This is a genomic window from Granulicella sp. L56 (assembly GCF_009765835.1).
Classification (GTDB): Bacteria; Acidobacteriota; Terriglobia; order Terriglobales; family Acidobacteriaceae; genus Edaphobacter.
On the sequence record NZ_LMUS01000006.1, the window covers coordinates 310740 to 337536 of the forward strand.

Here is a 26797-nt window from a genome sequence, read left to right on the forward strand (position 1 = left end):
ATCCTTCCGTCTGCGATCAATCTCCCATGGCTTCCCGCCTTATCATCAACGCGGACGACTTCGGCCTGACGCTCGGCGTCAATCGCGCAATCGCAGAACTTCACCAGGCACACGTACTTACATCAGCCACACTGATGGCCACCGGCGCAGCTTTCGACGATGCTATCGCCATTGCCCGTGCCAATCCATCCCTTGGCGTCGGCTGTCACGTCGTTCTCACCGACGGCGAGCCCGTCTCTCCTCCCGACAGCATTCCCACTCTGCTGGGCGCGGACGGCAAAAACTTCAGGCCTTCCCTATTCGACTTCATGCAAGCACTCATACGCGGTAATATCCGCGAAGAGGAGATCGAACGCGAAGCCGTTGCCCAGATCCAGAAGCTGCAACGCGCCGGCATTGCGGTCACTCACCTCGACACCCATAAACATACCCACCTCTTCCCTGCGGTGGCGCGCCCGCTGTTGCGCGTAGCCCAACGCTGCTCCATCGGGGCCGTCCGCAATCCCTTCGAGCCTGCCTGGAGCTCGCGCCTCGCGCCCAATGCCTTTGTCCGGCGGCTTCAGTTCCACATCCTTAGCATCCTCGGCAAAAGGTCCTTTGAATCGCTGCCGCAACTCAAGGACGGGCACATGCTTACTGCCGACGGCACCATCGGCATCTCTGCCACTGGCCAGCTTGATGCAATCTCTCTCCACAAAATTCTTCGCGCCATGCCCGAAGGCACATGGGAGCTTGTCTGCCACCCTGGCTATAACGATGCGGCACTGAACGCCATCACCACCCGCCTCCGTGCAACACGCGAGATCGAGCGCGACGCTCTGCTCCAGGAGATTCCGCAGGCAATCCGCACCGTTTCCGGCCTGGAACTCATCCATTATGGACAGATAGGCCAGCCACACCTCGACTACGAGAGACCCCTATGAAGATCGGCATCACCTGTTATCCCACCTACGGCGGCAGCGGCGTCGTCGCCACCGAGCTGGGCATCGAACTTGCCGCGCGCGGCCATGACATCCACTTCATCACATACTCGCAGCCCTTCCGGCTGACTGGCCGCGAGGCCAACATCCACTTCCACGAAGTGGCCGTCTCCAACTATCCACTCTTCGAGCATCCGCCTTACGACCTTGCTCTAGCTACGCGCATGGCCGAGGTCGCAGAGTTCTACTCGCTTGACCTTCTGCACGTCCACTATGCGATCCCCCACTCGGTAAGTGCCCTGCTCGCCAAGCAGATGCTCGCCGCAAACGGTCGAAAGCTGCCCTTCATCACGACGCTGCACGGCACCGACATTACGCTGGTCGGCCTCGACGCCTCCTATCTTCCGATTACGCGATTTGGAATCGTAAAGTCCGATGGAGTGACGGCGATCTCAAGCTATCTCCGCGACCGCACTCGCGAAGCCTTCGGCATCACCTCCGAGATTGAAGTCATCCCCAACTTCGTCAACTGTGACGTGTACGTTCGCAATCCAGAACTGGTCGCCACCATGCGGCCCCGTTTCGCCGCTGCCAATGAACGGTTACTCGTCCACCTCTCCAACTTCCGTCCGGTCAAGCGCGTTCAGGATGTCGTCAAAGTCTTTGCCCGTGTTGCCGCAGCCATGCCTGCGCGGCTGTTGCTGATTGGCGATGGCCCGGACCGCAGCGCTGCAGAACATCTGGCGTTGCAACTCAAGGTGCAGGACCGCATCCACTTCGTGGGCAAGCAGGACAACGTCAACGAGCTTCTGCCGCTGGCCGACCTGATGGTTATGCCAAGCGAGATGGAGTCCTTTGGACTGGCCGCGCTCGAGGCTATGGCGTGTAGCGTTCCCAGCATCGCGACCCGCGTCGGCGGCGTTCCCGAACTGATCGAGGACGGACGCAACGGTCTGCTCTTCAACGTGGGAGACGTCGATTCTATGGCCAAAGCTGCAATCGCACTGCTTAGCGACGACTCGCGCTTGGCCCTCATGGCCAAAGCTGCTCGGCAAACGGCACAAGACGAGTTCTGTGCCTCACGCATCATCCCGCTTTACGAGCGGTACTATGACCGCGTAATCGCCCGGACCACAATCTAGGATTAGCCCCGAGTTACAGCTCTCACTGCGTCCCCCACCAGACGCAGAGCCTGCTCAGCAGCATCCCCGACTGGCCCCCAGACCTCCGCCCCGTCGTCGAGAATAGGCATTCGCAAGCTTACCTTCGTCCCTCTTCCCGGTCTGCTATTGATCTCGACACCTGCCAGATTGCCGTAGAGAACGCCCATCCGCTCGCGCACATTGCGCATACCGATTCCGGAGCCGGGACGAATCAGACCGCTAACCGGCGAGGCGCAGTCCCACTCCGGGTCCATGCCCACACCGTCGTCCTCTACCTCCACCAGCAGCATTCCATCCTCGGTGATCCGGCTCCGCAGCGTCACCGTGCCGCCGCTGATGCGCGGCTCCAGACCATGCTTGATGCTGTTCTCGATCAGCGGCTGCAGCAGCATTCCCGGAACCACGATGTGCAGCGTCTCCTCGGCGATCTCCTTGACCACCTTCAGCTTCTCGCCAAAGCGCACGACCTCGATATCGAGATAGTCATCGGTGAACATCAGCTCTTCGCTGAAGGGCACAAATGCCTCGCGGTCCTTGAGCAGCACACGCAGAATATTGCCCAGCTTGACGATCATCTCCCGCGCCAACTCGGGGCGCGAACGCACCAGCGACGTGATGGAGTTAAGCGTATTGAACAGGAAGTGAGGATTGATCTGCCGTTGCAGCGCATCGAGCCTTGCCTCCAGCAACAGTCTTCCCTGTTCCTCCAGCTTGCGCTCGATACGAACTGAGTTCCATATCTTCAACGGGATGCCGACCACAACCGGCGAGCTGGCGCAGATCAACAGCTCGACCCACCACGAGTTCGAATGCAGCTCGAAGAACCGCCGTGGATAGAGCCGCGAGAGCATACTCAGCCCAAACTCGCCAGTCGCGATCGAGAGCAGAAGCAGTACCTGTCGGTCTAAACTGGGACGGCGCAGATTGCGCGTCACCCAGCGGTAGATACTGAGGTCGATCATCGGCGAAAAAGACCAGACATCCTCGGCATTCGCAAAACGGCGAAAGGCCCCGGCTCCAGCAGCCACCAGCAGATTGACCGGAAGCGCCAGATACTCGTGATGCAGAACGGCAGGAAGCGCAAGCGCGGCACCACCGGCCATCGCCGCCAACGGACCGACCAGAATGCCAAGCAAAATCGTCGTCTCGTAAGAGAGGTCCGCCGCCAGAAAGTTTGGTACCAGCACGCGTACCCAGACGCCCAGCGTAAGCGGCACGCAGATCATTGCCACCAGCGCAGCAGTCTGGCGCCGGGTCCGCCGCGACGTAAATAATAGCTCTTTGAACGTCTTCGCCCGCGCCAGCGAGGAAGAGACAGCCGCGGCCACACCCAACTCAATGAGCAGGGTAATCAGGATCAGCTTTGGATCGGTCTGCGTCACAAACCTACTTTACGCCTTCGCCGCTGCATCAAATCGCCTCCCTCGGCAATCCAATCGCTATGCAGCCCGAAACGTATAATCACGCCATGCCCTTCGCATCCGTCACCAAAATAGCCGACGCCGACTTCCCCACCCGCTGGGGACACTTCCGTATTCTCGGCTTCGAGGGCGTAGTCACCAATCCGCAGCCGTGCAACGAAGCCATCCCTGCTCCGGCAACGCGCACCGAGGCTGCGGTAGCTCTGGTGATGGGCGATATTCACGCTGCACCGCCAATCGTCCGCATCCATTCGCAGTGCCTCACAGGAGACGTCTTCCACTCGCTGCGCTGCGATTGCCGCCAGCAGCTTGAACTTGCACTCGCCACGATTGCCGAGGCAGGCACAGGCATTCTCCTCTACGAGCAGCAGGAGGGCCGCGGCATCGGCCTGATGGCCAAGCTGCGCGCCTATGAGTTGCAGGACCAGGGCCGCGACACCATCGAGGCCAACCTTGAATTAGGCTACGCCGCCGATTGCCGCGCCTACGAACTCCCCGCCGAGATACTCAAGTCGCTCGGCGTGAAGGCGGTTCGGCTGATCACCAACAATCCGGAAAAAGTTGAAGCACTCGTCTCCGCCGGCATCGAAGTGACCGAGCGCATCTCCGCCGTTGTGCCCACCGAGCCAACCTTCGACCGCTACATCCAGACCAAGCGCGACAAGATGGGGCATCTGGTTAGCTAGACCCCTATCTGCCAAGCTCACGGTCGAAGAACTTCGCCATAATCCCGTCAGCCTCCTTCGACTCCGGCAGTTCAGGGTTGTTCCAGAAGGCATGAGGCAGCGCCTCAAACACCACCAATCGAGCGTCGACACCATCCCGCAAAAATGCGCGATGCAGGATGGTCGTCCCGCTCAAAAGAATGTCGCGGCCGCTGGTGATGAACAGCGTAGGCGGCATCCCATGCAGATCCGCATAGAGTGGAGATAGCACAGGATTTCGAGGATTCGTATCTCGGACATACTCCTTATCCATCGGTGGCGGCGCAGGAGGTTCCAGATGCCCCGACAAGCCAGCCAGCGCGTACATTGCCTGCGAATCACCCACGTGGTCGAAATCACCGAAGCCCGAGAAGATACCCAGCGCACCCGGTAACGGCAGTCCCAACTGCTTGATCTTCACCGCAACCTCACCGGTAAGAATCGCCCCGGCTGAGGTCCCATAGATGGCGATCTTTTGAGGTTTATACGTCTTCAGCGCCTCGCGATAGACCGCAACCGCATCGTCCACCGCCCCCGGAAATGGATGTTCCGGGGCAAGTCTGTACAGCACGGCAATCACCTTGGTCTGCGTAAGGTTCGCAATCGGCACAGTCTCGGTGAGCGAGCCCGAGTCCGAGTTGAACCCTCCCCCATGCAGATTGATGAGAACACGGTCACGATGGTCCGCAGGAATCTCGAGAGGAGTGATCACACGCACCGGCACACCCGCAATCGAATCGCTCGCAACATGCACCGGATACATCGTCTCCGACAACTTGCCTGCGCGAGCCTGCCACGTATCTGTCCCGCTCCGACGGGCTTCGAGCGTCTCCGGTTTCGCCGCGTCAGACTGAGGACGCGCAAGACTTCGCTGGGCCTCCGGACTTACCGTCTTCGGCACAGGAATAACGCGGGTGATGTGCGCCGTGCCCTGGCCGTCGATCACGCTTGAATCGCTTTGAGCTCCTGTGGCTGCCTGTTGCGACCAGCAGGTAACGGTGCAGGCAGAGAGTGCGATGCAGAAGATCACGCGCAAAGATAGGCAGGCGCTCAGATTCGATCCCCGGCCCGCAAGTGGATTACGCCGCATGGACGGCTCCTTTCAAACCTCTTCAGCGATAGGCGACATCGAATCATCGCTCATCTCACTGGCCAACCATCATACAAAGTGCGCGGCCCGTACGAGGAGCCATCTAGCTTCGCAAAGCCACGATAACCTTAGCCGTCGTCACCAACTGTCCTGCGTGACGCTGCGTGTGGTCCGCGCAATGCACCAACAACCCACCCAGAGTCGTCGGCAGCATCTTCCTGCCGACACCGCGCGCATCCCCATAACTCTCCGGACGAAACGCCCTGACCCGCTCCATCGCGGAAGAGATCCCTTCTTCGAATTCCGCGAACAGAGCCCTCCGCGAAGCACTCTCGTCAGCTTCCGTATTCAACGCTTCCAGTTGAGCCGCAGACAACTGCCGCCCCTCCGCATAGGTCAGCAATCGGTCAAGGCTGCGTACGATATGCCGCATCTGACGTCCAACAGAAGGCAATCCCAGCGGTGCAACCTCCAACTCCGCATCGCTCAAATCAGCGCTCCAACGCTCGATATCCTCGCGAGCCAGCTCCAGCGCATGAAGCACGCCGCGCCGAACCGCATCCACCTCAATCAAAGTCCCACGCAACCAAGGCTCAACCATCTGCTGCCTCCTTTTCCATAGCCACAACTTTGGGTGCCCCATATCTCGATTTTGAGATGTGGGCATCGTACGGTAGCACCACCGCTTTACTCTCCCAGCCCAAACTCGTACACCTCACAACCCTTCCCTCTTCCGAAATGCCCTTACGACTTCGCCAACGTCTCTATGTTGCGAATCCACCGCGAAATTCATCTCGCGAATCTCCTCGGCGCTGACCTTCCCTGCCAGCCTGTCCATCGCCACCTGAATCCCCGGATGCCTCCGCAACGAGTCTTCCCGAATCAAGGGCACGGCTTCATACGGAGGGAAATAATGTCGGTCATCCTGCAACACCGTAAGTCCCAGCGCCTGTATCGGCCCGTCGGTCGAGTTGCCCGCCACCATATCTACCTGCCCTATCCCCAGTGCCCGATACAACAAACCAAGATCCATCACCCGCGGCGCATCGCGAAAGTGAAGCCCATACGTCTCCTCCAACCCACGCAGGCCATCGGGCCGCTCCTCAAACTCATAGCCCACACCAAGCCTCCACCCGGGCGCAACCTTCACCGCGTCAGAGATCGTCTTCAGCCCCAACCTCTGCGCATCCGCACCGCGCACCACCATCGCAAAGGTGTCCTCGAACCCCAGACCGCGCTCTACCTTTACGGCAAAACGCTTCGCATACAAACGCTGAACAGTATCGAACACACTGGCCGCATCGCGCTGGCCAACCGGCGGAAGCGGCTGCTTCAGAATCGCCGTCAGCGCAGTCCCGGTGTACTCCACATAGCCGTCGATGCGCCCATTCACCAAAGCTTGCTGACAGATATAGCTTCCGGCCAGATAAAACTTGCGGTCGACCTTCTCGCCGGTGACTGCCTCAATCTCCTGCGCCACCAACTCACCCAAAACCACCTGCTCGGTAAAGTTCTTCGCGCCAATCACAATCCGTGAAGAGCGTGGCGGAGCGCAACCAATCCCACAGAGAACCACAACGCTAGCCAGCACTCCCACCAAAGCCCGGGTGCCCCATCCTTCGCGCTTTTGCGAAGGGTGGGATCGACAAAGCTGAACTCTCCTCACGCCCGCCTCACAGCCAGCCGTTTTTCCAGCCACCCTAACCCGGCATCCGCGATCAGAGCGAGCAACGCCGCCGGAATAGCTCCCGCCAGCACCAGCCGATTGTCCACACTCGCCACGCCGCGAAAGATCAACTCACCCAGCCCGCCAGCGCCAATCGCCGCCGCAATGGTCGCCACTCCCACGCAGGTCACGGTGGCCGTCCGCAGTCCGGCCAGAATGACGCTGGCCGACAGCGGCAGCTCCACCTTCCACAACCGCTGCCACGAGGTCATCCCCATGGCCTCGGCCACATCTCGAAGCGCGGAGTCGACACTCCCAATTCCCGCGTAGGTGTTCCGCAGAATGGGCAGCAGAGCATAACCCGTCAGTGCCAGAATCGCCAGCCGAGCCGCGTTCTCCCCCAGCCACGGAACGGGCAGCAACAGCCCAAAAAGCGCCAGACTAGGAATCGTCTGCACCACATTGGCGAACCCGATCACCGGCTTCGCCAACCACGGCTTCCGAGTCAGCAAAATCCCCAACGGCAACCCGATCACCGCCGCCAATAACATGGCGAAGAGAGTCAGCCACAGATGCTCGAACGTCAGCCGGGCGATCTCCCACGCATGCGATTGAATAAACGCTATCAAGCTGGCACCACTCGATGTACCGCCGAAACATAATCCTTTACATGAGAATTTCCCGAAGCCAAAACCTCACCGGCAGGCAGGTCCGCCACTACCTTACCCTCAGCTAAAAACACCACTCTCTGCGCCAGATAAAGTGCTTCATCCAGATCATGCGTCACCAGCAAAACCGTCTTGCCGACACGCTGCAAAAGCTCCCGCAACATGGTCTGCATCTCCGCCCGTGTCAATGGGTCGAGCGCCCCAAACGGCTCGTCCATCAGCAATATATCCGGATCCATCGCCAGCGCCCGCGCCAGCCCCACGCGCTGCCGCTGACCACCGGAGAGCTGCCATGGATAACGCTCTCGAAACTCGGCAAAGTCCAAACCCGCCAGCGAGAGAACCTCTTCCGCACGCTTTGAGATCTCCACCCGAGACCGCCCTGCCAACTCCAGAGCCATTCCCGCGTTCCGCTCAACGGTCATGTGCGGAAACAGCCCCGTCTCCTGGATCACGTACCCAATGCTTCGGCGCAGAGCCACCACGTCATAAGTCCCGACAGGACGATCCCCAACATGCACTTCTCCCAAGGTAGGCGTGACCAGCCCATTGACCATCCGCAGCAGCGTCGTCTTTCCCGACCCGCTTCGCCCTAATAAAGCCGTCGTCGTCCCCGCTTCGAGGCGCAAGGAGATATCGCGCAGCAGAAAATGGCTGCCAGCCAGCGTATAGCTCACCTTCGCGAACTCAACGCCAACTGCAGCCATCGTCTCTACCTATCTGATTTTGACTACTGAGCCGCCTCTGGAGCCGACTCGGCCCCGTCCTGCAGACCCGTCCCGGGATGCCCCTTTACGCGGACTACCGTAATTTTCTCAAAGCCTTCCTTGAAGGTCGGCGGACGCAGGCGCTCTGCCATCTTCTGCATCACCTCGTCGGTCACGACGCGTTCGCGCTTGCTGTTACGCTCCATGCACACCGCCAGCGGCACATCAAAGAAGACCGCCTGAACCTCGTAGCCGAAGCTCTTGGCCATCTTGATCCACTGCTTGCGCTCGTGCGGAGAGAGGTTCGTGGCATCGACATAGTTCCACGGCATCTTGGCGATCAAGCGTGCCCGCAGCAGGCTGCGCAGCGTCGAGAACACCAGCCCCTGATAGCGCTGCTCGGTAATATCGTCAAAAAGCAGCGTCCGCAGCAGATCGCTCGAAAGCGGGGTTACGCCCCGGCGCTTGTACCAGGTTGTCTTGCCTGATCCAGGAAGTCCGATCGCGAGCACCACATAGCCCTTGGGGGACTTCGCGGCAGCCAGTTCGGCTGGCGGCGTAGCCAGGTTCTCGGGCTGCGTCTCCATCACCATCTTGGGCTCAGGCGCCACAGCCTCCACGCCAGCATCGCTGTGCGCAGGCTCATGGATGGGCTCAGAAACCGGCTCCGCTATAGCGGCGGCGTGGTGTAGCTCATGCTCGTGCACCGGCAGCGGCTCGGGGTAGGCCGGACGCAAGGGTGCAGGTTGATTTGCGGGCAGTTCCTGCCCGCTCTTGCCCGTGGACTCCGAATCATTCGGTCCACGTCTAGGGCGTCGTCTCATTTTTTCGCGCATCCAATCGCGCAGTTCGCGCATGTCACGCTTGTAACACACCGTGAAAGCCACCCGCAAATTTTGCCGCATTTGGCGGCACTTTAGAGAGCCTCAAATCCTCTGTTCTCAACCGCGTATCCCACCTTTGCTGGTCGGACCTTCCATTTGCGAATGCCCTGCTCCGGTGCTAGCATCGGTTGTGATGGGGCGTACGCCGTCCAGCCGCGCTCTCAACTCTCACCAACGCAAAGCCAACGAACGATAGGAGCAACCGCAACCATGGCAGTAAAGGTAGGCATCAACGGCTTCGGCCGCATTGGACGCAACGTATTCCGCACCGCTCTCAGCAACCCGGAGATTGAGTTCGTCGCCGTGAACGACCTCACCACCCCGGCGACCCTGGCTCATCTGCTCAAGTACGACTCCATTCTTGGCAATCTCAAGAACGAGATCTCCCACGGCGAGGACTTCATCTCCGTCGATGGTAAGAAGATCAAGGTCTTCGCGGAGCGTGACCCCTCCAAGCTCGACTGGGCCAGCGTAGGCGCGCAGGTCGTCGTCGAATCGACCGGTTTCTTCACCGATGCCACCAAGGCCAAGGCGCACCTCGGAACCACAGTCAAAAAGGTGATCATCTCCGCTCCGGCGACCAACGAGGACATCACCATCGTCCTCGGCGTCAACGAGAACAAGTACGACGCGGCGAAGCATAACGTCATCTCCAATGCCTCCTGCACCACCAACTGCCTCGCTCCCGTCGTCAAGGTCCTCAACGACACCTTCGGCATCGCCAGCGGCATTATGACCACGATCCACAGCTACACCAACGACCAGGTCATCCTCGACACGCCGCACAAGGACCTGCGCCGCGCCCGCGCCGCTGCCCTCAGCATGATCCCGAGCAGCACCGGTGCCGCCAAGGCCCTCAAGCTCGTCATCCCCGAGATGGACGGCAAGCTCGACGGCTTCGCCATCCGCGTCCCGACCCCCAACGTCTCGGTCGTGGACCTCACCTTCGTCTCCGAGAAGCCGATCAGCGTGGCCAGCATCAACGAAGCCCTCAAGAAGGCAGCCGACGGCGAGTTGAAGCCGTACCTCGGCTACACCGACGAAGAACTGGTCTCCTCGGACTTCAAGGGGAACCCCCTCTCCTCCTTCGTCGATTCCAAGCTGACCAAGGTCGTTGGCGGCAACACGGGCAAGGTCATCAGTTGGTACGACAACGAGTGGGGCTACTCCAACCGCGTCAAGGACCTCATCCTCTTCCTCGTGAAGAAGGGCCTCTAAAAGCATCTCTCATCACCAAAACGGCAGTGCCAGTCTTCATTTCGAACTGGCACTGCCGTTTTCTTTGCTTCCCATCCGCCGATTGCCGATAACTCCACGTCAACCGATAGTTATCCCCCGTCCGTGTTATGGCAGTTCTCGTCCCATGCAACTTACGATAAATGAAGCATTTTCAAACTTAGGTTGGTTCAGCAGTTCAAAGGATCGGGGATATGGCAATAAAACGGTCTGAACTGAAATCTGAGCTAAAAAAAGCACTCAAACACGCAGAGATCGTTCCCTTCTTCCAGCCAATGGTCGGAATTCGGACCGGCAAACTGGTAGGTTTCGAAGTTCTCGCAAGATGGCTGCATCCGCAGCGAGGCACCATCCGCCCCGATGAGTTCATCCCCGTGGCCGAAGAGACAGGGCTTATCGGAGAATTGACGGAGACCATTCTTCTCCAAGCCTTCGCGGCAACCACCGCACTCCAAAAAGACCTCAATATCTCTGTCAACATCTCTCCCATTCAACTGCGCGACCCTTCCCTTCCCGACGAGATTCGCCGGGCCGCTGAAATGGCTGCCTTCCCGCTCCACCGGCTGACGGTTGAAATTACGGAAAGCGCTCTGGTAGACAACCTGGAGTTGGCAGCCTCTATCGCAAGCCGATTGAAGAGCCTTGGCGTCAAGCTTGCCCTAGATGATTTCGGAACCGGCTACTCCAGCCTGCGAAATCTTCAGGCGCTCCCATTCGATGAGTTGAAGGTCGACCGCAGCTTTGTCAGCTCCATGATCCAGAGCCGCGACAGCCGCAAGATTGTGGCTGCTGTCATCGGCCTGGGTCAAAGCCTCAAACTGACGACAGTTGCTGAAGGCATCGAAAATGAGACGCAGGCCGACATCCTGCGCTGGCTCGGCTGCGATGTCGGCCAGGGCTGGCTCTACGGCCCTCCTGTCGCGGAGCGAGACCTCCCCAAAGTCATCGCCGCCCCCATGTCGACGGCTACGCATACGCTCCACGACTCACCAGCATCGGACCTCATCACCTGCATCGAGCCGCTCCCCTCGCAGCGGCTGGCCCAATTACAGGCCATCTACGATGGCGCACCCGTTGCCCTTGCCTTCGTCGATGCAGACCTGAGATATGTCAGCGTCAATCAACGCCTTGCCAGCCTGAGTGGCATCTCCGTCGAAGAACATCTCGGGCAAAAACTGTCCGAAGTGATGCCCCCGGCGATCTATTCACAGATAGAGCCCTACCTTCTCCGCGCCCTTAAAGGTGAAGCCATCACGGGGCTGGAGGTCACGCAGCCTGCCATATTTGGAGAATCGAAGTCTGTGACCTATTTAATCTCCCACCAGCCGGCATGGGACGAGGGCGGAGAAGTCATCGGGGTCTCTGTCGCAATCGTGGATATCACGGATCGCATGCGCGTCATTCAGGCCCTTCGCGCCAGCAAGGAGCACTACCGCCACATGGTCGAGCTGAATCCCCATATGCCGTGGATCATGGAGCCCAGCGGCAAAGTCATTGAAGTCAGCCCGCATTGGGAAGAATTCACCGGCCAAACGACGGACCAGACGCTTAGTTCAGGCTGGAGGAACGCCGTCCATCCACAGGACCTGGAACGCATGTTGCCGATACTGCTCGCCTCGCTTCAAAGCGGTGATCCCTTTGACATCGAACATCGCATAGGCACAAGAGACGGAAGCTGGCGATGGGTCCGTGCGCGCGGCAATGCCCTGCGTTCTGAAGACGGCACGATCCTGCGTTGGTACGGATCTACCGAAGATGTCGAAGATTACATGAAGTTGAAGCAGAAACTCAGCGAGACGGAAGCAAAACTGGCAGCGCTGCTCGAAGAAAAAAAGCAGCGCTCCTAAATTCGCCTTCCCCTCGCAGTCCATTGCTCATGCATTGCTGGGCATCGGACGTTCATGAATAATCATCCACGATGTGCCGAACTTGTCCCTCAGCATACTGAAGCGCAGAGCGAAAAAGGTCTCCTCCATCGGCATGAAAATCTGACCTCCATCGGAGAGCAGGGCGTGAATACGCTCAGCTTCCTCTGTGCTGTCGACGGTGAGCGAAAGATAAACGCTGCGCATGGGCTGAAAGTGCTCCGGTGGAACATCGCTTCCCATCACATCTGTCTCCCCAATCGTCATACGGGCATAAAGAATGGCCTTTCGCCAATCAGAAGCCACGTTGCTCGCATCGGGCTGATCTTCATGTCTCATCATCATGATGATCTTTCCGCCCAGGTGTTGTTCATAGAAGCGGAAGGCCTCTTCACAGTTGCCGCCATAATTTAGGTAAGTATGTAGCTTCATGGTGCAGAATTTCCTTTCTCGAATTTTCGTGTGAATAAACGTGGTTGCTTCAGCAACATTGATTTCAGCGAATGCAACCCACGAAAGAACGCTACTCATATCACTTGTCTTTTGCAAGCGATATATGTTTACAATACCCAACCAGTCCGCGGCCTTATTTAACATCCCGTTGCGGAAAGCTTTAAATTGCCTTGAAAAACTACTCCAGAGAGAAGAAGGTCAGGTGATTCGATGAGTGCATTCGAGAACTTCCCCCGCATTACGCCATTTCTATGGTTCGACTCGAACGCTGAAGAGGCGGCTGAGTTTTACCTTACTGTCTTCAAAAACTCTCGCCGTCTCGATGAATTCCGCCATCCGGACAACAGTGTCGGGCCAAAGGGCAGCGTTCTGACCATTGCATTCGAACTCGACGGCCAGAAGTTTACCGCGCTCAACGGTGGTCCCATGTTTAAATTCGCCGAGGCCATCTCGTTCGCCGTTCGCTGCGACTCGCAGCAGGAAGTCGATGAATACTGGTCGAAGCTCTCTGCAGGAGGCAGCGAAAGTCAGTGTGGCTGGCTCAAAGACAAGTTCGGCCTCTCCTGGCAGATCGTACCCTCCCGCATCGACGACCTCATCAAAAATCCAAAGGCAATGCATGCCATGCTTAAGATGAACAAGCTGGACATCGCAGAACTAGAGCGCGCCGCGCAATCCTGATTTTGAAAATTCCAGTTCTGTCTAGGACACGCATCCACCGTGCCCTGCAGACCCATTAGACTGATTCCATGACCCGCACCAACATCCCCGGCACTTCCCCCTATGAACCCATCATCGGCTTCTCCCGGGCCGTCCGCCTTGGAAACCACATCTACGTCTCCGGCACTGGTCCCGTTGGCGCAGAAGACGCCTCCCCTGCCGAGCAGACCCGTGTTGCCCTCAATATCATCAAGGCCGCTCTCGAAAAAGCTGGAGCCAGCTTCGAGCACGTCTACCGCACCCGCATGTTCCTCTCCCGCGTCGAGAATTGGGAAGAGATAGGTCGCGCCCACGGCGAAGTCTTCGGAAAGATCCTACCCGCCGCCACCATGGTCGTCGCTCCTCTGCTCAACCCCAAATGGCACGTCGAGATTGAGGCAGATGCCTATATCCCCGAAGTCTGTGCCACCGCGGATTTTCTTACCGCACTTGACAAACATCGCCTTCCGATTCGGTATCATTGGGGTGGAACAAGCAGATGTCTTCCGAAAACATGGTTTCAGCGGTAAGAGAAGCTACTTACAATCAAGACTTTACAAGCCCTGATGATTAAAAATCAGGATTTTGCAGAGTTAGTCCAAACATATCTCTATTGTTTTGAAAATTTTGCAATAAAACACCCAGGGTGGGGTAGCGTGATATACCCCGGAGAAGAATAGAAAATGAGCAAGTTGTCCATCCGCGATCTAGACCTTACGAACAAGCGCGTCCTTATTCGTGTCGACTTCAACGTGCCGCTCTCCAAAGACGGTCAGACGATCACCGACGACACTCGCATCCGCGAGACGCTGCCCACAATCGAATACGCTCTGCGCCGCAAAGCCAAAGTCATCCTCTGCTCTCACCTCGGCCGTCCCAAAGGCAAACCAGTTGCAACAATGAGTTTGCGCCCCGTCGTCGATCGCCTGCGCGAGCTGCTTGATGCTGTGCTTGGTGAGAACGAAAATGTGGCCTTCGCCCCTGACTGCGTCGGCGAAGTCGCCACTGAAATGGCCACGCAGCTCGAATCCGGCCAGACACTCCTGCTCGAAAACCTCCGCTTCCACGCCGAAGAAGAGGCAAACGATCCCGCCTTCGCGAAGAAGCTTGCCGCCCTCTGCGACATCTACGTCAACGACGCGTTTGGCAGCGCTCACCGCGCCCACGCTTCCACCGAGGGAATCACCCACTTCGTCAAGCAGTCCGCTGCCGGACTGTTGATGGAGCGTGAACTAACCTATCTTGGCAAAGCGCTCGACCAGCCCGACAAGCCCTTCGTCGCCATCATCGGCGGAGCCAAGGTCTCCGACAAGATCCAGGTCATCGACAATCTCCTCGAGCTGGCCGACGCCATCATCATCGGCGGCGGAATGGCTTATACCTTTCTCAATGCGCAGGGCCAGACGACCGGAAAGTCGCTCGTCGAAACCGACAAGATCGACGTGGCCAAAGCTGCGCTCGACAAGGCCAAGGCCAAAGGCGTGCGCTTCCTGTTACCCATCGACCATGTCCTTGCCGACAAGTTCGCCCACGACGCCAAGACTGTCATTCACGAAGGCCCCGACCACTTCCACGTCGATCTGATGGCCCTCGACATTGGTCCCAAATCGATCGCGCTCTTTGAAGCCGAGATCTCCGATGCCCGCACCATCATCTGGAATGGTCCGATGGGTGTCTTTGAGATGCCGGCCTTTGCCAAAGGCACTCACGCTATCGCCCATTGTGTAGCGGGTAACCATGATGCCACCACCATCGTAGGCGGCGGAGATTCGGTAGCAGCGGTCAAGCAATCCGGTGTCTCCCAGAAGATCAGCCACATCTCCACCGGCGGCGGCGCGAGCCTTGAATTTCTCGAAGGGAAGATTCTCCCCGGGGTCGCCGCATTAACAGAGAAATAGCAGCACCGCCGTCGAAACGCCTTCCACTTAAGCCAAAGATATCTCTTTTGCTCAAGCCATTTTGAATCGCGTCTGGACAAAATCCGCGCACAACCCAAGGGAAGACTGATTCTTACAATGCGCAAACCACTGATCGCCGCTAACTGGAAGATGTACAAGATCCCTGCCGAAGCCACCGCGTTCATCGGTGCCTTCCTTCCGCTGGTCGCCAGCCAAGAGAAGACCGAGATTGTCCTTTGTCCCTCGATGACCTCGCTGGCGGTATCGCTTGAGGCCACCAAAGGCACTCAAGTACACATCGGGGCCCAGACCATGGACTGGCACGATAACGGAGCCTTCACCGGCGAGACCTCGCCCGTCATGCTGAATGCGATTGACGTTACGCACGTCCTGATTGGCCACAGCGAGCGCCGCCAGTACTTCAACGAGACCGACGAGACCGTTAACCACAAACTCAAAGCCGCTCTGGCGCACAAGCTCGTCCCCATCGTCTGCGTAGGCGAGCATAAGGCTGACCGTGAATCGGGCCGCACCAACGATGTGCTCAAGAAGCAGTTGACGGTCGGGCTTCAGGGCATCGACCCCGCAGCAGCCGCACCACTGGTCATCGCCTACGAGCCTGTCTGGGCCATCGGTACCGGCCTGACTGCTACCCCCCAGATCGCGGAAGACGCCCACAAATTCATTCGTGCCCAGATCGCCGAGATTCTAAGTCCGGCCATTGCCGCGAGCACTCGCATCCTCTACGGCGGCTCGGTCAAGCCGGACAATGCAGCCAGCCTTTGCTGTCTTGAAAATATCGACGGCGCCTTGGTTGGCGGAGCCAGCCTCGATCCCACCAGCTTCGCCCAGATCATCGCGAACTCATCCATTTAGCGCATTAGCAACAAAGATGCCGCGCTGACCTCTCAGTCGACGCGGCATCTTTTTGCGCAAATAGGCTGGCAGCGCTTACCGTACCACTCCAGCCTGATCCATAGGCCAGTACACAAACGCGGCCTTGCCATAGATCAAATTTCGAGCCACCGGACCGAAATCCCGGCTGTCGCTCGAGATCGAACGATGGTCTCCCATCACGAAATACTCGTGCGGTGGTATCACCGTCTCCGGCTCTGAGCGTTCATCCTCAAACCGAACAGGCACATATGTTTCCATCACGCGCTTGTGATTCACGTAGACTTCGCCATGGTCAATTCGCAGGTCATCGCCAGGCAACGCGATGACTCGCTTGATGTAGCTCTTCGAGTGGTCGTGAGGATAAAGAAAAACGACGACGTCGCCGCGCCGAATATCTTCCACTCGATAGACCATCTTGTTGATGAAGAGCCGATCCTGGTCCTTCAGCATAGGCAACATGCTGGTCCCCTCGACCCGCACCGGCTGATAGAGGAAGATGATGATGAAAGCCGACACTGCGACGGAAACCACCAAATCTCGCAGCCATGACCGCAAGCCCCCTTTGCCGGATCGTTCTAAATTCTTTCCTTCTTCAATCCCTTCCGGCTTCCGTTCGTCACTCTGCACGATATTTCCGCTCCCTCCAATTATTTAGACGCGGCAAAGGCCTCGCCGGTACCTGGCCCAACCAACTGACTCATAGCACACGTCTTCATTGCACTGCAAGGCAAACAAATTGCGATGCTTTGCATCTTATGTAGTTGATCATAAAATCATTACAACAGCAGCCCACACAACCTTTCTGTCACATCGAAGGGCGATGGGGCTAGAATTGAAATTGAGAAGCGCAGCGACACACTTATGGCTACCCTTACCATGCTCGAGCAGCCCCCAACACCAAAACCCGGAAATCGCGCTCCCTTGGAATTTCACGATCTCACGACGGAGACTGCGAATGTAGCTTCTGAAGGCCTGGATACAAAATCCGCCCTTGAGATCGCACGCATCATCAATCACGAAGACGCCAAGATCGCCGCAGCCGTCAAAAAGGCGCTGCCCGAGATTGCCATTGTCATTGATACCGTGGCCAGATCTCTCCGGGATGGTGGTCGCCTCATCTATGTCGGGGCCGGTTCCAGTGGCCGCATCGCCTCCCTCGATGCCTCGGAGTGCCCACCAACCTACTCCACCTCTCCTTCGCAAGTCCAGTACATTATGGCGGGAGGTCCGAAGGCCCTTGCCTCTGCTTCTGATGTCAACGAAGACTCTCCTGAGATCGGCCAGCGCGACATCGCCCGTCGGCGGCCAACCCGCAAGGACATCGTCATCGGCGTCTCCGCCAGCGGCCGTACCCCTTATGTCGTTGGTGCGGTGGAGTATGCCCGTGCCCGTGGCGCTAAAACCGCAGCCGTCACATGTAATCTCAACACCCCGCTCTCCGACGCAGCAGACACCACGATCATCGCTGAGGTAGGGCCAGAAGTCCTCTCTGGCAGCACCCGCATGAAGTCGGCGAGCGCCCAGAAGATGATCCTCAACATGATCACGACCGGCGCTATGACTCGCCTCGGCTACGTCTACGACAATCTCATGGTCAATGTACACATGAAGAATGCGAAGCTGGTCGAACGCGGCATTCGTGTGCTGATGAAAGTCTGCGAGATCGACCGCGACACAGCAATCCGCACCATCAAGTCCGCAGGAAAATCCATTCCCATTGCGGTCGTCATGCTCAAAGCCAATGTGGACAAGATGGAAGCCGTACGCCGACTGACCAAGTCCGACGGCAATGTCAGGCTCGCCATCGACGACTCAAAGCTGGAACTCTAGAACCTTCGTCCCCTAACTAGCTTCGCCGCACAGGAATATCTCACGCCCTTCGGAGATCGGAGAGGCGACATCAAAGATGTCGCTATACATCGCATAGGTTGACTGCCTGTCGCAGCGATGTGAATGGATCGCGTGTTGGCAGAAATTCATGGGCAACATACCCTTGGAATCCTGTGGCGAGAATTCCGCGCATCACTCCGTCCCACTGCACTTCCTGTGTATCGTCAAGCTCATGCCGCCCGGGAACGCCGCCAGTGTGGAAATGGCCGATCCACTGAATGTTCTCCTGTATGGTTCGGATCAGATCGCCTTCCATAATCTGCATGTGATAGATGTCATACAGCAGCTTCACATGGGGGGAGTTGACCTGCTGCATGACATTCGCGCCCCACGCGGTATGGTCACACATGTAGTCCTTATGGTTCACCTTGCTATTGAGCAACTCCACACAGATCGTGACGTTATTGTCCTCGGCAATCTTCTTCAGGCGATTCAGCCCGATCACCGTATTGCGAGCACCTTCTTCATCTGACATACCCTTGCGATTGCCGGAAAAGGTAATAACGTTCGGCACGCCAGCCTTCGCAGCCAAAGGAATATTCTGGCGAAATGCCGCTTCTATTTTTTCGTGGTTCTCTATTCGATTGAGGCCATTTGGAATGTCGCCGCCGCCCGCGTATCCCGTACTGCAGATAAGGCCATATCGCCGAGGAATCTCGTACTCGTCCGGATTCAGCAGATCGATAGCTTTCAAACCAATATGTGCAGCGTAGGCGCAGAGATCTTCAATCGAAGTCTTCTGATAGCACCAGCGGCAGACCGATTGATGGATGCGCCCTTTTCGTTGAATAGGCGCATCGCTTTGCGAAAAGGCAGTTTGCGAAGCATACGCGGCAACTGTTCCTGCAACGGTACCTTGAATCAAGCGACGACGAGAGAGGATAGCCATAGATAATCCTGTAAATGAAGGTAGAAAATGTCAGCGAAGTTGCATCATGCCCACCATGGGGCAGTCGGCTTTTCTTTCAGCACAATCTCGTCGAGAAAGCGCGCAGCTTTTGTGAGTCCTTCTTCTGATGAAAGAAGGCTATCCTCGTGCTCGATCGAGAGCACATTGTCGTATCCGTACATCCTGAGCGTAGAGACGAACTCTTTCCACCACTCCGCTCCGTGACCAAAACCGCAGGTGCGGAAGATCCATCCTCGGTTCAGTTCGTCGGTGTAAGGCTTGGTATCGAGGACACCGGTCTTTGGCAGATTCGTTGAATACATCTGCGTATCTTTGGCATGTACGTGGAAGATGGCATCGCCAAGAACGCGGATTGCCGCAATGGGGTCAATCGACTGCCAGAACATATGGCTGGGGTCATAGTTGCATCCGATAGAGGGCCCTGCAATCGAGCGCAGCCGCAACATCGTCTCCGGGCTATAGACAACAAACCCCGGGTGCATCTCAATTGCGATCTTCACTCCATGCTGCTCGGCAAACGCTGCATGTTTGACCCAGTACGGCTCAACAACTTCCTTCCATTGCCAGTCAAGAATCTGGAGATACTCCGGTGGCCACGGGCAGGTGACCCAGTTGGGCGCTGTCGCCTCATGAGAGTTTCCAGGGCACCCTGAAAAATCGACAACCGTCGATACACCAAGTTTTTCAGCTAAAAGAATCGTCTTCCGACTAACCTCTTGCGCTTGTTTTGCAAGCGCCTTATCGGGATGCAGCGCATTTCCGTGGCAGCTCAGTGCACTGATGCTGAATCCGTTGTCCTCCAGCTTTCGCTGAAACTCCTTCAGCGCTGAAGCATCTTCCAACATCGAGAGCTTGCAATGAGCATCGCCCGGGTAGTTCCCTGTTCCCAGCTCTACGGTGCTGATGCCGAGAGACTTCAACTTGCTGAGAACGGCTTCGAGGGGGAGTTGAGCCAATAGCGGCGTGAAGACTCCAAGTTTCATTCTGTTGCTCCTAAATTATGCAGATAAGGTTCGAAAGGCCAGTTTATTAGCCCGACATCTGAGCTATTTTTCTCCAGCGGCGATGTAGTGGACCTTCTGCCATACCCCACCGGCTGCATGGCTCTTGAGCATCGCATCAATGACGCACGCCGATCTGTACCCATCCTCAAAGGTCGGCAGCATCTCCGGCTTCGCCGCCGGAGCCGCGCCCTCGCGAATCCAGTGGTATGCATCGCGAATGAGATTCCAGAATGCGTCTGTCCATGATTCCTGATGCCCGCCAGGCAGATGAACGTAGCGGCGAACATCTGGTGAGACGAGCGAAGGATCTTTTGCCATCATCTCATTCGGCCGGTCATGCCGCCCGATCCAAAGCTCGTTTTGCTCTTCCTGCCGCCACTTCAAAGATAACTTTCGTCCGTTCACTTCAAGTTGCAAATCGTTTTTATGTCCCGGAAGTACCTGGCCAACTGAAAGGACACCTTTGGCTCCATTACTGAATCGAAGCAGCACGCTTGCCAGATCTTCGCTCTGCACATTGATGGGGGTGCGATCGCCGGATTGATTCAGGGAGAACGCCTCAGCAGATGCTCCCGCGGAGAAGCGGATCGGAACGACGGTGGTCAGATCGGCGAGAACGGAATCTATCTTGACCCCGGACATATGCTCGGCAAGATCGCACCAATGGGAGCCTATATCTCCAAGCGCCGAACTTGCTCCACCTTTCGCCGGATCGGATCTCCAGGAGTAGACATTTGGATCGGTCATCCAGTCCTGAAGATAGTAGCCATGGACAAAGTTGACGCCCCCCGACTCGCCGCTTGCGACCATGGATCGCGCCTGTTGGACGAGAGGGTTTCCCCGATAGTTGAAGGTGACCACATGCGCCACCCCGGCGGCCAGGGCAGCATCACGCAATCTAAGCGCTTCGTCAACATTCAGTGCTAACGGCTTGTCGGAGATAACGTGCTTGCCCGCTTCCAGCGCCGCCATCGTCACAGGAAAGTGCAGGTGATTGGGCGTGGTGTTATGGACGACGGCGATCTCCGGGTCGGCGATCAGTGCCTTGTAATCTCCATAGGCGCGGTCAACTTTATATTCCTGTGCCTTGCGCTTTGCCGACTGCTCCGATGAGCCGGCAATGGCGACCACCTCAACGTCTCCCAGTCTTCTCACCGCATCGATGTGGTGCGCCGCTATAAATCCGGGCCCAACCAGGCCCATTCCAATTGTTCTCATAACACTTCCCTCACGCCTGAGCGAGCAAGACCGCTACGCTCAGGCGCGCGTTGTCCTTCTAAAATAGTACCCAGTTGCGTTAGTGCTGCGGCGCCGGACGTGGATGAGAAGCCGTGCTGCCGTCAGTCATGCCCAAGGCCCACTTGATTGCTTCAAAATACATCTTCTGAATGTCAGGATCGTCCCAAGACTCTTCGGTGTGCCCCAGGGTCGAATAGAAGACCCTTCCCTTCCCGTACATCTTTGACCAGGCAACCGGGAAATCATGGTCTGCCCTGTGAATACGAGGATTGTTCGAGTAGTCCAACTTCGAAGAATCGAGGCTAAGAAGAACGTTTACCTTGTCGCGCGACCAAGCCTTGGGTTGGTAGATCTCGTCATATTTCACGAACGCAGCCGGAAAGTGGCGCACCGCAGGGAAAGAAGGATCCTCATTGATGATGGGCGCATTGAACGTAAACCACGGATGCTGATCGAACCAGCCGCCGATCATCTCCCCGTATTCAGGCCAGGTGTAGTTTGTGTCCAGTGCTGCATGGATGCCGACAAAGCCCTTTCCATCCTCTTTAATGAAGGACATCATGTCCTGTTTCTGGCTCGCGTCCATATCCAGTTCGCCAGTCGTGCTGGCGAAGATCAAGACGTCGAAATAATTAAGGTTCTTCGTATTTCTACCGAGGTCTTTCTTAGTCAGCAGTTCGGTGTCCGTTCGCATCGTGGTGTCCCACAAACCGCTGTCATGCCCCATCTTGTAGATGGCAGCCATCGCATCGGAGACGGAATCGTGCTCAAAACCCTTGGTTTGGCCGATGACCAGAACATGCTTCAGGTGAATCTGCTTTGCGTGAGGAGGGGGAGGCGTCAAGTTTGATGCTATCTGAGCCTTTGCCGAAGCCAGAAAAACCGAGCAAACAACTAATAGAGAGGTAGAGAGCGATACAAGCTTCCAGGAACGGCGCACATAATCTCCTTCAATAGCAAAAAAATCATTCAATCTCATTTGCTCGACACTTCATTCAGACCGTATCCGTCGAATCGATGCTTCTCCTGCCAGCGATTCATTTGCGTGTAGCTGCCGCGCTCTGATGCCTGCCACAAACACCCTATGGAATAAGCCGGGACGTGTCAATCTGTCCCGTTTTATAAAGACATCAGCATGGCTCCGCACGCTATCGATGTCTCCCTATGAAATCTACAGAGCATCTATGCGCTGGACAACACACTTCAAGATTCCGTTGGCCGGTACTTCAATCCGAGATTGAGAAACATCTCGAACTTTGATCTTAGCCAACTTTCCCTCTGACCGGAACACGATGCGTGAACCTTAATTCGTCCGACGTTATTCGAAGCGCCTTGATCCAATACACCGTCTACAGAAAATCATTGAGGTAGTAAAGCATGGCTATCTGATCTTTCGATATCAGCGCCCGATCGTATCTCTCTCTCGATATATTCATTTTCATTGAAACAGCGGCGCGCTCCCACCCCTTTTGGAAATGCAGTACTCTCACTGATAGCCACGACGATGGCATTTTCTGGTCTGACCTCGTTTTGACTCCTGCTCTCCCTATCGCAACTCACTTCGACAGCAACTCCAGCAATCGCATACCTCCCTCTTTGTTGACCCCGCGACGCCCGCATCTCCAATCCGACACATGGCAATAGCGCCTTCGCTTTCTGTACGCCATCTCCATAAGCTATTGATCTTATTGACTATCCGGCATCCACTGCATCCATCCTGACGAATTGCACTCAATAATTTTCAGCAAAAGCGATTTCTATTGACACTCGCTCTTCAGCAACCTATATTCCTTCCCGCATCTGGTACTACCACTTTAAGGTTGTCAACGAGTATTTAGAAACTATTTCTTCCTAATTTGTATTGCGAGGACAGATCGATGCCAAGTCATAAGTTTCAAAGCCTGGTTTTTCGGGGAACCGCTTCACTGATCATTTTTGCTGCATTTTTCCTATGCAACCTGCCATCTGCGCACGCCCAGAACGCCGGAACGGCGAGCTTGCAGGGCACAGTCGCCGACGCAACGGGCGCCGTCATTGCCAATGCGGCGGTTACGCTCACCGATAACGCGACCCATATTCAGCGCACAGCGAATAGTGCCAGCAGTGGTCTGTACACCTTTCCTAATATTCCTATCGGCACCTACACCCTCGGGGTCACAGAGGCCGGTTTCCAGAGCTACACCCAGACCCACATCGTCCTCGAAGTCGGCAGCAGCATCTCCGTCAGTGTAAAGATGACGGTCGGCGCTGCGGACGAAAAGGTCGAGGTCAGGTCCAACGGCCTCGCTCTCCAGACAGAAGACACCACCTTCAAGCAGACGATCGACAGCCAGACAATGACGGAGATGCCTCTCAATGGACGCCAGATGACTGGCCTCATTACTCTCTCGGGAGGCTCAACCGCAGCTCCAGCCGGCGACTTCACCGGTAGCAAATATTCATACCAGACCATATCCATCTCCATCGCGGGCGGCATGGGCAATACCACCATGTGGCGGCTCGACGGCGGCGACAACAACGATTACATGGCTAACGGCAACCTACCGTTCCCCTTCCCCGACGCTGTCAGCCAGTTCAGCGTCGAAGCCGCGGGGCTCGGTGCTCAGGATGGCATGCACACCGGCGGAATGGTCAACGTGGTTACACACTCGGGAACAAATACCTTCCACGGCTCTGCCTTTGAGTTCATCCGCAACAACTACCTCGATGCCACCAACTTCTTCTCCACCTCGAAAGATACTCTGCATCAAAACCAGTACGGGGGCACCTTCGGCGGTCCAATCATCAAGAACAAGCTCTTTGCCTTCGCCGCATATCAGCGCACCTCCGCCTCCCAATCGCAGGCGGCAACCAAAGCCATTATTCCGACGGCTGCCAATCTCGCGGGAGATTTTTCTACTACCGATCCCGTCGCCACCGCAGCTCACCCTGTAGGCAGCAAAACACCTGCCGGCTCCTGCAATACGGTCTATACCCAACTGGTAGACCCTCTCACCGGCGCGGCTCTTCCGGGCAACAAATATGCGAGCGCGCCAGCCTATAACGCACAGGCGCTCGCGCTTGAGAAATATCTGCCCGCAATCGATCCTTCTTACGACACCGACAATTGCGGTGATGTCTCCTACGCCATTCCCTCTCAAACCTCTGACAACCAGTTCGTCACCCGCGTCGATTACACCATCAACCAGAGGAACAACTTCTACGCCCGCTATTTCATCGACGGGTATCAGGCCCCGGCCTTCTTCTCTCCAACCAACATCCTCATTACCACCCAATCTGGAAACCTCCAGCGCGTTCAGACCTTCACGATGGGTGAGGCCTATACCATCAGCAGCAACACTGTGAATACTGCTCACCTCACCATCCTGCGTCGCCGCAACAACCGTGGATACAATACCAGCGACATCAATGCCACTACACTGGGCATCAATCTCTATCAATACCAGCCCAACGGTCTGCAACTGACGACGACCAACAAATTTACGATCGGCGGCGGCACCAACTCTGTATCCCACTTCAACGACAACACCCTCGCCGTCGATGATGACGTCACGATGGTGCGCGGCAAGCACCAGTTTGTCTTCGGAGGCCAGTGGGTCCAGAACCAACTCAATATCGCCAACGTCTATGAGGGCAACGGAGTCTTCACCTTCCAGGGCGTCTATAGCTCGAACGGGCCCAACGGCGGATCGTCGGTCGGTGACGCCAATCTCGACTTCCTCCAGGGAGCCATGTACTCCTTCCAACAAAGCAAAGAGCAGCAGAATGCCCTGCGCGGTCCCATCCCCAGCCTCTATGCGCAGGACACCTTTCACGCCACCAGCCGTCTGACCGTCATTGCCGGGCTCCGCTGGAGCCCATCCTTTATGCCTGTCGATTACTTCAACCGCGGCATCGTCTTCAACATGGCTTCCTTTCTCGGCGGCCAAACCAGCTCCGTCTATCCCAACGCTCCGGCTGGAGCATTTTTCTACGGAGATAAGGGTGTTTCGCGGCAGTTCACCAAGAACGCGCCCTGGCAGTTCTCACCCAACTTCGGCGCGTCGTACGATCCCACTGGCAACGGCAGTACGGTCCTGCGAGCCGGTTTTGAAATGGCCTACGACCAGGTCAACTTCTTCACCGCACAGCGAAATCAACAGAATCCTCCCTATGCCACAGCAATCAGCCAGACCCAGACGAGTACCTCTGGCCCTATGAGCTTCACCAGCCCCTGGTCTGTCGGCCAGACCACAACCAGCCCGTTCCCCCAACCCGTCATCCCCAATCCGGCTACCGCTCAGTTCTTTGCCCAGTCGCAGTACATCGTGCTACCCACACAGTTCCGCCCCTCCTACACCGAACAATGGACTGCCAGCGTACAGCACCAGTTTGGCCGCGGATGGCAAGCTCAGCTCCAGTACATCGGTAGCCACACCGTACACGCTCCCATGGGCACCCCCCTTAGTCCGGCCGTCTTCGTCCCGGGCGTCTGGGGCGCAAGCGGTACCGGTTGCTCGAGCGTCGTCCTGACCGGCCCTGCCGGCAAACCAGCCGGCAAGGTCAACACGCCCTGCTCCACAACCGCTAACCAGGCCCAGCGTTTCTACCTCACGATGCAGAATCCCTCTCAGGGTAACCAGTATCAGGGCGGGGGCGCCGGTTCAAACCTCGTCAACGACACTGGCATGTCCAACTACAACGGCCTCATCTCCTCTGTTCAGCATCGCCTCTCCTCTACCTTCAGCTTCATGGCCAACTACACGTGGTCCAAGTGCATGAACATCAACGATGCCGCAGGCGACTACGCTGGCGGAAGCGTGGAAAACCCAAACAACCCCGGATTGGACTACGGCCCATGCGGCTCCGACTACCGTAACGTAGAAAATATCGTTCTGGTTACCAAGAGCGACTTTCACCTCACCAATCGTCTTACCAGGCTTGCGGCGAATGGCTGGGAGTTCGCACCGCTGGTCCATATCACCAGCGGTGCGCCATTCAACGTCACGTCCGGTGTGGACAACTCCTACACCGACGTCGGCAATGATCGCCCCAACCTTGTATCCGGAACTTCGATCTATACTCACCAGTCTCTCCGCTCCGGAACCGGCTCGGGGAATCGCGGTTATCTGAACTCGGCAGCCTTTGCTCAGGTCTGCCCATCGGGCGCTACACCGCTGACCTGTGCCGGATATGGCACATACGGAACCATCAGCAGAAACGCCTTCCAGGGACCCAGAACCTTCCAATTCGACGCACAGGTCTCCCGTATCTTCCCCATTTACTCGAGACTGAACGCAACCTTCCGACTGGAAGCCTTCAATGTGTTGAACCACCCAATCTTCGCTACTCCAACCGCAGGTCTCTCGTCATCCACCTTCGGCCAGATCTCAGCTTTGGCAGCAAATACCAACGCCAGGCTCTTCCAGGGATCGGTCAAGTTCAACTTCTAACCAGCGGCTTCCATCATCACCGCTGGAAGCTGTCGCACCCTTCATCAATGC

Annotated in this window: 24 protein-coding genes; 11 read left to right on the top strand and 13 right to left on the bottom strand. The window is 57.0% G+C overall.

Annotated features, from left to right (window positions below):
- The first annotated feature begins 26 nt into the window (after nt 1-26).
- Both GSQ81_RS09150 and bshA read left to right on the top strand, forming a co-directional pair.
- Nucleotides 27-923, top strand: coding sequence for a ChbG/HpnK family deacetylase (locus GSQ81_RS09150; protein ID WP_158910474.1), 897 nt, complete (start codon nt 27-29; stop codon nt 921-923).
- Nucleotides 920-2062 carry an N-acetyl-alpha-D-glucosaminyl L-malate synthase BshA gene (bshA, locus tag GSQ81_RS09155; RefSeq protein WP_158910475.1) on the top strand — a complete coding sequence of 381 codons (1143 nt, stop codon included), beginning with the start codon at nt 920-922 and terminating at the stop codon, nt 2060-2062. Before GSQ81_RS09150 ends, bshA begins: the two co-directional genes overlap by 4 nt.
- A 2-nt stretch (nt 2063-2064) precedes the next feature.
- Here bshA and GSQ81_RS09160 read toward each other — a convergent pair whose 3' ends face one another.
- Complete coding sequence (locus tag GSQ81_RS09160) at nt 2065-3465, bottom strand: sensor histidine kinase (RefSeq protein ID WP_158910476.1); 1401 nt, start codon at nt 3463-3465, stop codon at nt 2065-2067.
- An 86-nt stretch (nt 3466-3551) separates the two neighbouring features.
- On the opposite strand from GSQ81_RS09160, the gene ribA reads away from it, so the two are divergent.
- Nucleotides 3552-4190: a GTP cyclohydrolase II gene (gene ribA, locus GSQ81_RS09165; RefSeq protein WP_158912139.1), complete on the top strand. Its 639-nt coding sequence runs from the start codon at nt 3552-3554 to the stop codon at nt 4188-4190.
- Nucleotides 4191-4194: 4 nt separating this feature from the next.
- Here ribA and GSQ81_RS09170 read toward each other — a convergent pair whose 3' ends face one another.
- From GSQ81_RS09170 to GSQ81_RS09195, 6 genes are all read right to left on the bottom strand, one after another.
- Nucleotides 4195-5298 (bottom strand): alpha/beta hydrolase fold domain-containing protein, encoded by a 1104-nt coding sequence (locus tag GSQ81_RS09170; RefSeq protein WP_158910477.1) that lies wholly within the window; start codon nt 5296-5298, stop codon nt 4195-4197.
- Nucleotides 5299-5401: 103 nt separating this feature from the next.
- Entirely contained in the window at nt 5402-5899 is a 498-nt protein-coding gene (locus GSQ81_RS09175; protein ID WP_158910478.1) for a DinB family protein, read from the bottom strand.
- A 114-nt stretch (nt 5900-6013) separates the two neighbouring features.
- Nucleotides 6014-6964 carry a glycine betaine ABC transporter substrate-binding protein gene (locus GSQ81_RS09180; RefSeq protein WP_371715230.1) on the bottom strand — a complete coding sequence of 317 codons (951 nt, stop codon included), beginning with the start codon at nt 6962-6964 and terminating at the stop codon, nt 6014-6016.
- Nucleotides 6961-7593, bottom strand: coding sequence for an ABC transporter permease (locus GSQ81_RS09185; protein ID WP_371715232.1), 633 nt, complete (start codon nt 7591-7593; stop codon nt 6961-6963). The genes GSQ81_RS09180 and GSQ81_RS09185 overlap by 4 nt, the downstream gene beginning before the upstream one ends.
- Nucleotides 7590-8339 (bottom strand): ATP-binding cassette domain-containing protein, encoded by a 750-nt coding sequence (locus tag GSQ81_RS09190; RefSeq protein ID WP_158910479.1) that lies wholly within the window; start codon nt 8337-8339, stop codon nt 7590-7592. The genes GSQ81_RS09185 and GSQ81_RS09190 overlap by 4 nt, the downstream gene beginning before the upstream one ends.
- Before the next feature lie 23 nt (nt 8340-8362).
- Entirely contained in the window at nt 8363-9163 is an 801-nt protein-coding gene (locus tag GSQ81_RS09195) for an ATP-binding protein (protein WP_158910480.1), read from the bottom strand.
- A gap of 270 nt (nt 9164-9433) precedes the next feature.
- On the opposite strand from GSQ81_RS09195, the gene gap reads away from it, so the two are divergent.
- Both gap and GSQ81_RS09205 read left to right on the top strand, forming a co-directional pair.
- Complete coding sequence (gap, locus tag GSQ81_RS09200; RefSeq protein ID WP_158910481.1) at nt 9434-10441, top strand: type I glyceraldehyde-3-phosphate dehydrogenase; 1008 nt, start codon at nt 9434-9436, stop codon at nt 10439-10441.
- 212 nt (nt 10442-10653) lie between these two features.
- Entirely contained in the window at nt 10654-12306 is a 1653-nt protein-coding gene (locus GSQ81_RS09205; protein WP_158910482.1) for an EAL domain-containing protein, read from the top strand.
- A 27-nt stretch (nt 12307-12333) separates the two neighbouring features.
- Here the strand turns inward: GSQ81_RS09205 and GSQ81_RS09210 are convergent, their stop codons facing one another.
- Nucleotides 12334-12855: a VOC family protein gene (locus GSQ81_RS09210; protein WP_158910483.1), complete on the bottom strand. Its 522-nt coding sequence runs from the start codon at nt 12853-12855 to the stop codon at nt 12334-12336.
- 132 nt (nt 12856-12987) lie between these two features.
- On the opposite strand from GSQ81_RS09210, the gene GSQ81_RS09215 reads away from it, so the two are divergent.
- The 4 genes from GSQ81_RS09215 to tpiA all read left to right on the top strand — a co-directional run bounded on the left by GSQ81_RS09215 (nt 12988) and on the right by tpiA (nt 16250).
- Nucleotides 12988-13458, top strand: a complete 471-nt coding sequence (locus tag GSQ81_RS09215; protein ID WP_158910484.1) for a VOC family protein — start codon at nt 12988-12990, stop codon at nt 13456-13458.
- Nucleotides 13459-13526: 68 nt separating this feature from the next.
- Nucleotides 13527-14006 carry a RidA family protein gene (locus tag GSQ81_RS09220; RefSeq protein ID WP_158910485.1) on the top strand — a complete coding sequence of 160 codons (480 nt, stop codon included), beginning with the start codon at nt 13527-13529 and terminating at the stop codon, nt 14004-14006.
- Nucleotides 14007-14159: 153 nt separating this feature from the next.
- Nucleotides 14160-15374, top strand: a complete 1215-nt coding sequence (gene pgk / locus GSQ81_RS09225) for a phosphoglycerate kinase (protein WP_158910486.1) — start codon at nt 14160-14162, stop codon at nt 15372-15374.
- A gap of 117 nt (nt 15375-15491) precedes the next feature.
- Entirely contained in the window at nt 15492-16250 is a 759-nt protein-coding gene (tpiA, locus tag GSQ81_RS09230; protein WP_158910487.1) for a triose-phosphate isomerase, read from the top strand.
- A gap of 75 nt (nt 16251-16325) precedes the next feature.
- Here the strand turns inward: tpiA and lepB are convergent, their stop codons facing one another.
- A complete protein-coding gene (lepB, locus tag GSQ81_RS09235) occupies nt 16326-16868 on the bottom strand; it encodes a signal peptidase I (RefSeq protein ID WP_254060294.1) in 543 nt (180 codons plus the stop codon).
- Between the two features lie 264 nt (nt 16869-17132).
- Here lepB and murQ point away from each other — a divergent pair, with 264 nt between their 5' ends.
- Nucleotides 17133-18101, top strand: coding sequence for an N-acetylmuramic acid 6-phosphate etherase (gene murQ, locus GSQ81_RS09240; protein WP_158910489.1), 969 nt, complete (start codon nt 17133-17135; stop codon nt 18099-18101).
- A gap of 82 nt (nt 18102-18183) precedes the next feature.
- Here murQ and GSQ81_RS09245 read toward each other — a convergent pair whose 3' ends face one another.
- The 4 genes from GSQ81_RS09245 to GSQ81_RS09260 all read right to left on the bottom strand — a co-directional run bounded on the left by GSQ81_RS09245 (nt 18184) and on the right by GSQ81_RS09260 (nt 22158).
- On the bottom strand, nt 18184-19050 hold the full coding sequence (locus tag GSQ81_RS09245; protein ID WP_158910490.1) for a hydroxypyruvate isomerase family protein: 867 nt from the start codon (nt 19048-19050) through the stop codon (nt 18184-18186).
- Between the two features lie 44 nt (nt 19051-19094).
- The gene (locus GSQ81_RS09250; RefSeq protein WP_158910491.1) at nt 19095-20054 is read right to left on the bottom strand and encodes a sugar phosphate isomerase/epimerase; all 960 of its coding nucleotides are present in this window, start codon (nt 20052-20054) and stop codon (nt 19095-19097) included.
- A gap of 63 nt (nt 20055-20117) precedes the next feature.
- Nucleotides 20118-21293 carry a Gfo/Idh/MocA family protein gene (locus GSQ81_RS09255; RefSeq protein WP_158910492.1) on the bottom strand — a complete coding sequence of 392 codons (1176 nt, stop codon included), beginning with the start codon at nt 21291-21293 and terminating at the stop codon, nt 20118-20120.
- A 79-nt stretch (nt 21294-21372) separates the two neighbouring features.
- Nucleotides 21373-22158 carry a ThuA domain-containing protein gene (locus GSQ81_RS09260; RefSeq protein ID WP_254060095.1) on the bottom strand — a complete coding sequence of 262 codons (786 nt, stop codon included), beginning with the start codon at nt 22156-22158 and terminating at the stop codon, nt 21373-21375.
- Between the two features lie 1153 nt (nt 22159-23311).
- Between GSQ81_RS09260 and GSQ81_RS09265 the strand changes: the two genes are divergently transcribed.
- Nucleotides 23312-26746, top strand: coding sequence for a carboxypeptidase-like regulatory domain-containing protein (locus tag GSQ81_RS09265; protein ID WP_254060096.1), 3435 nt, complete (start codon nt 23312-23314; stop codon nt 26744-26746).
- The last annotated feature ends 51 nt before the right edge of the window (nt 26747-26797 follow it).

Coding starts and splice junctions, on each gene's coding strand:
- GSQ81_RS09150 (WP_158910474.1), top strand. CDS start 27: ATGGCTTCCCGCCTTATCATCAACGCGGACGACTTCGGCCTGACGCTC.
- bshA (WP_158910475.1), top strand. CDS start 920: ATGAAGATCGGCATCACCTGTTATCCCACCTACGGCGGCAGCGGCGTC.
- ribA (WP_158912139.1), top strand. CDS start 3,552: ATGCCCTTCGCATCCGTCACCAAAATAGCCGACGCCGACTTCCCCACC.
- GSQ81_RS09170 (WP_158910477.1), bottom strand. CDS start 5,298: ATGCGGCGTAATCCACTTGCGGGCCGGGGATCGAATCTGAGCGCCTGC.
- GSQ81_RS09175 (WP_158910478.1), bottom strand. CDS start 5,899: ATGGTTGAGCCTTGGTTGCGTGGGACTTTGATTGAGGTGGATGCGGTT.
- GSQ81_RS09190 (WP_158910479.1), bottom strand. CDS start 8,339: ATGGCTGCAGTTGGCGTTGAGTTCGCGAAGGTGAGCTATACGCTGGCT.
- GSQ81_RS09195 (WP_158910480.1), bottom strand. CDS start 9,163: ATGAGACGACGCCCTAGACGTGGACCGAATGATTCGGAGTCCACGGGC.
- gap (WP_158910481.1), top strand. CDS start 9,434: ATGGCAGTAAAGGTAGGCATCAACGGCTTCGGCCGCATTGGACGCAAC.
- GSQ81_RS09205 (WP_158910482.1), top strand. CDS start 10,654: ATGGCAATAAAACGGTCTGAACTGAAATCTGAGCTAAAAAAAGCACTC.
- GSQ81_RS09210 (WP_158910483.1), bottom strand. CDS start 12,855: ATGAGTAGCGTTCTTTCGTGGGTTGCATTCGCTGAAATCAATGTTGCT.
- GSQ81_RS09215 (WP_158910484.1), top strand. CDS start 12,988: ATGAGTGCATTCGAGAACTTCCCCCGCATTACGCCATTTCTATGGTTC.
- GSQ81_RS09220 (WP_158910485.1), top strand. CDS start 13,527: ATGACCCGCACCAACATCCCCGGCACTTCCCCCTATGAACCCATCATC.
- pgk (WP_158910486.1), top strand. CDS start 14,160: ATGAGCAAGTTGTCCATCCGCGATCTAGACCTTACGAACAAGCGCGTC.
- tpiA (WP_158910487.1), top strand. CDS start 15,492: ATGCGCAAACCACTGATCGCCGCTAACTGGAAGATGTACAAGATCCCT.
- murQ (WP_158910489.1), top strand. CDS start 17,133: ATGGCTACCCTTACCATGCTCGAGCAGCCCCCAACACCAAAACCCGGA.
- GSQ81_RS09245 (WP_158910490.1), bottom strand. CDS start 19,050: ATGGCTATCCTCTCTCGTCGTCGCTTGATTCAAGGTACCGTTGCAGGA.
- GSQ81_RS09250 (WP_158910491.1), bottom strand. CDS start 20,054: ATGAAACTTGGAGTCTTCACGCCGCTATTGGCTCAACTCCCCCTCGAA.
- GSQ81_RS09255 (WP_158910492.1), bottom strand. CDS start 21,293: ATGAGAACAATTGGAATGGGCCTGGTTGGGCCCGGATTTATAGCGGCG.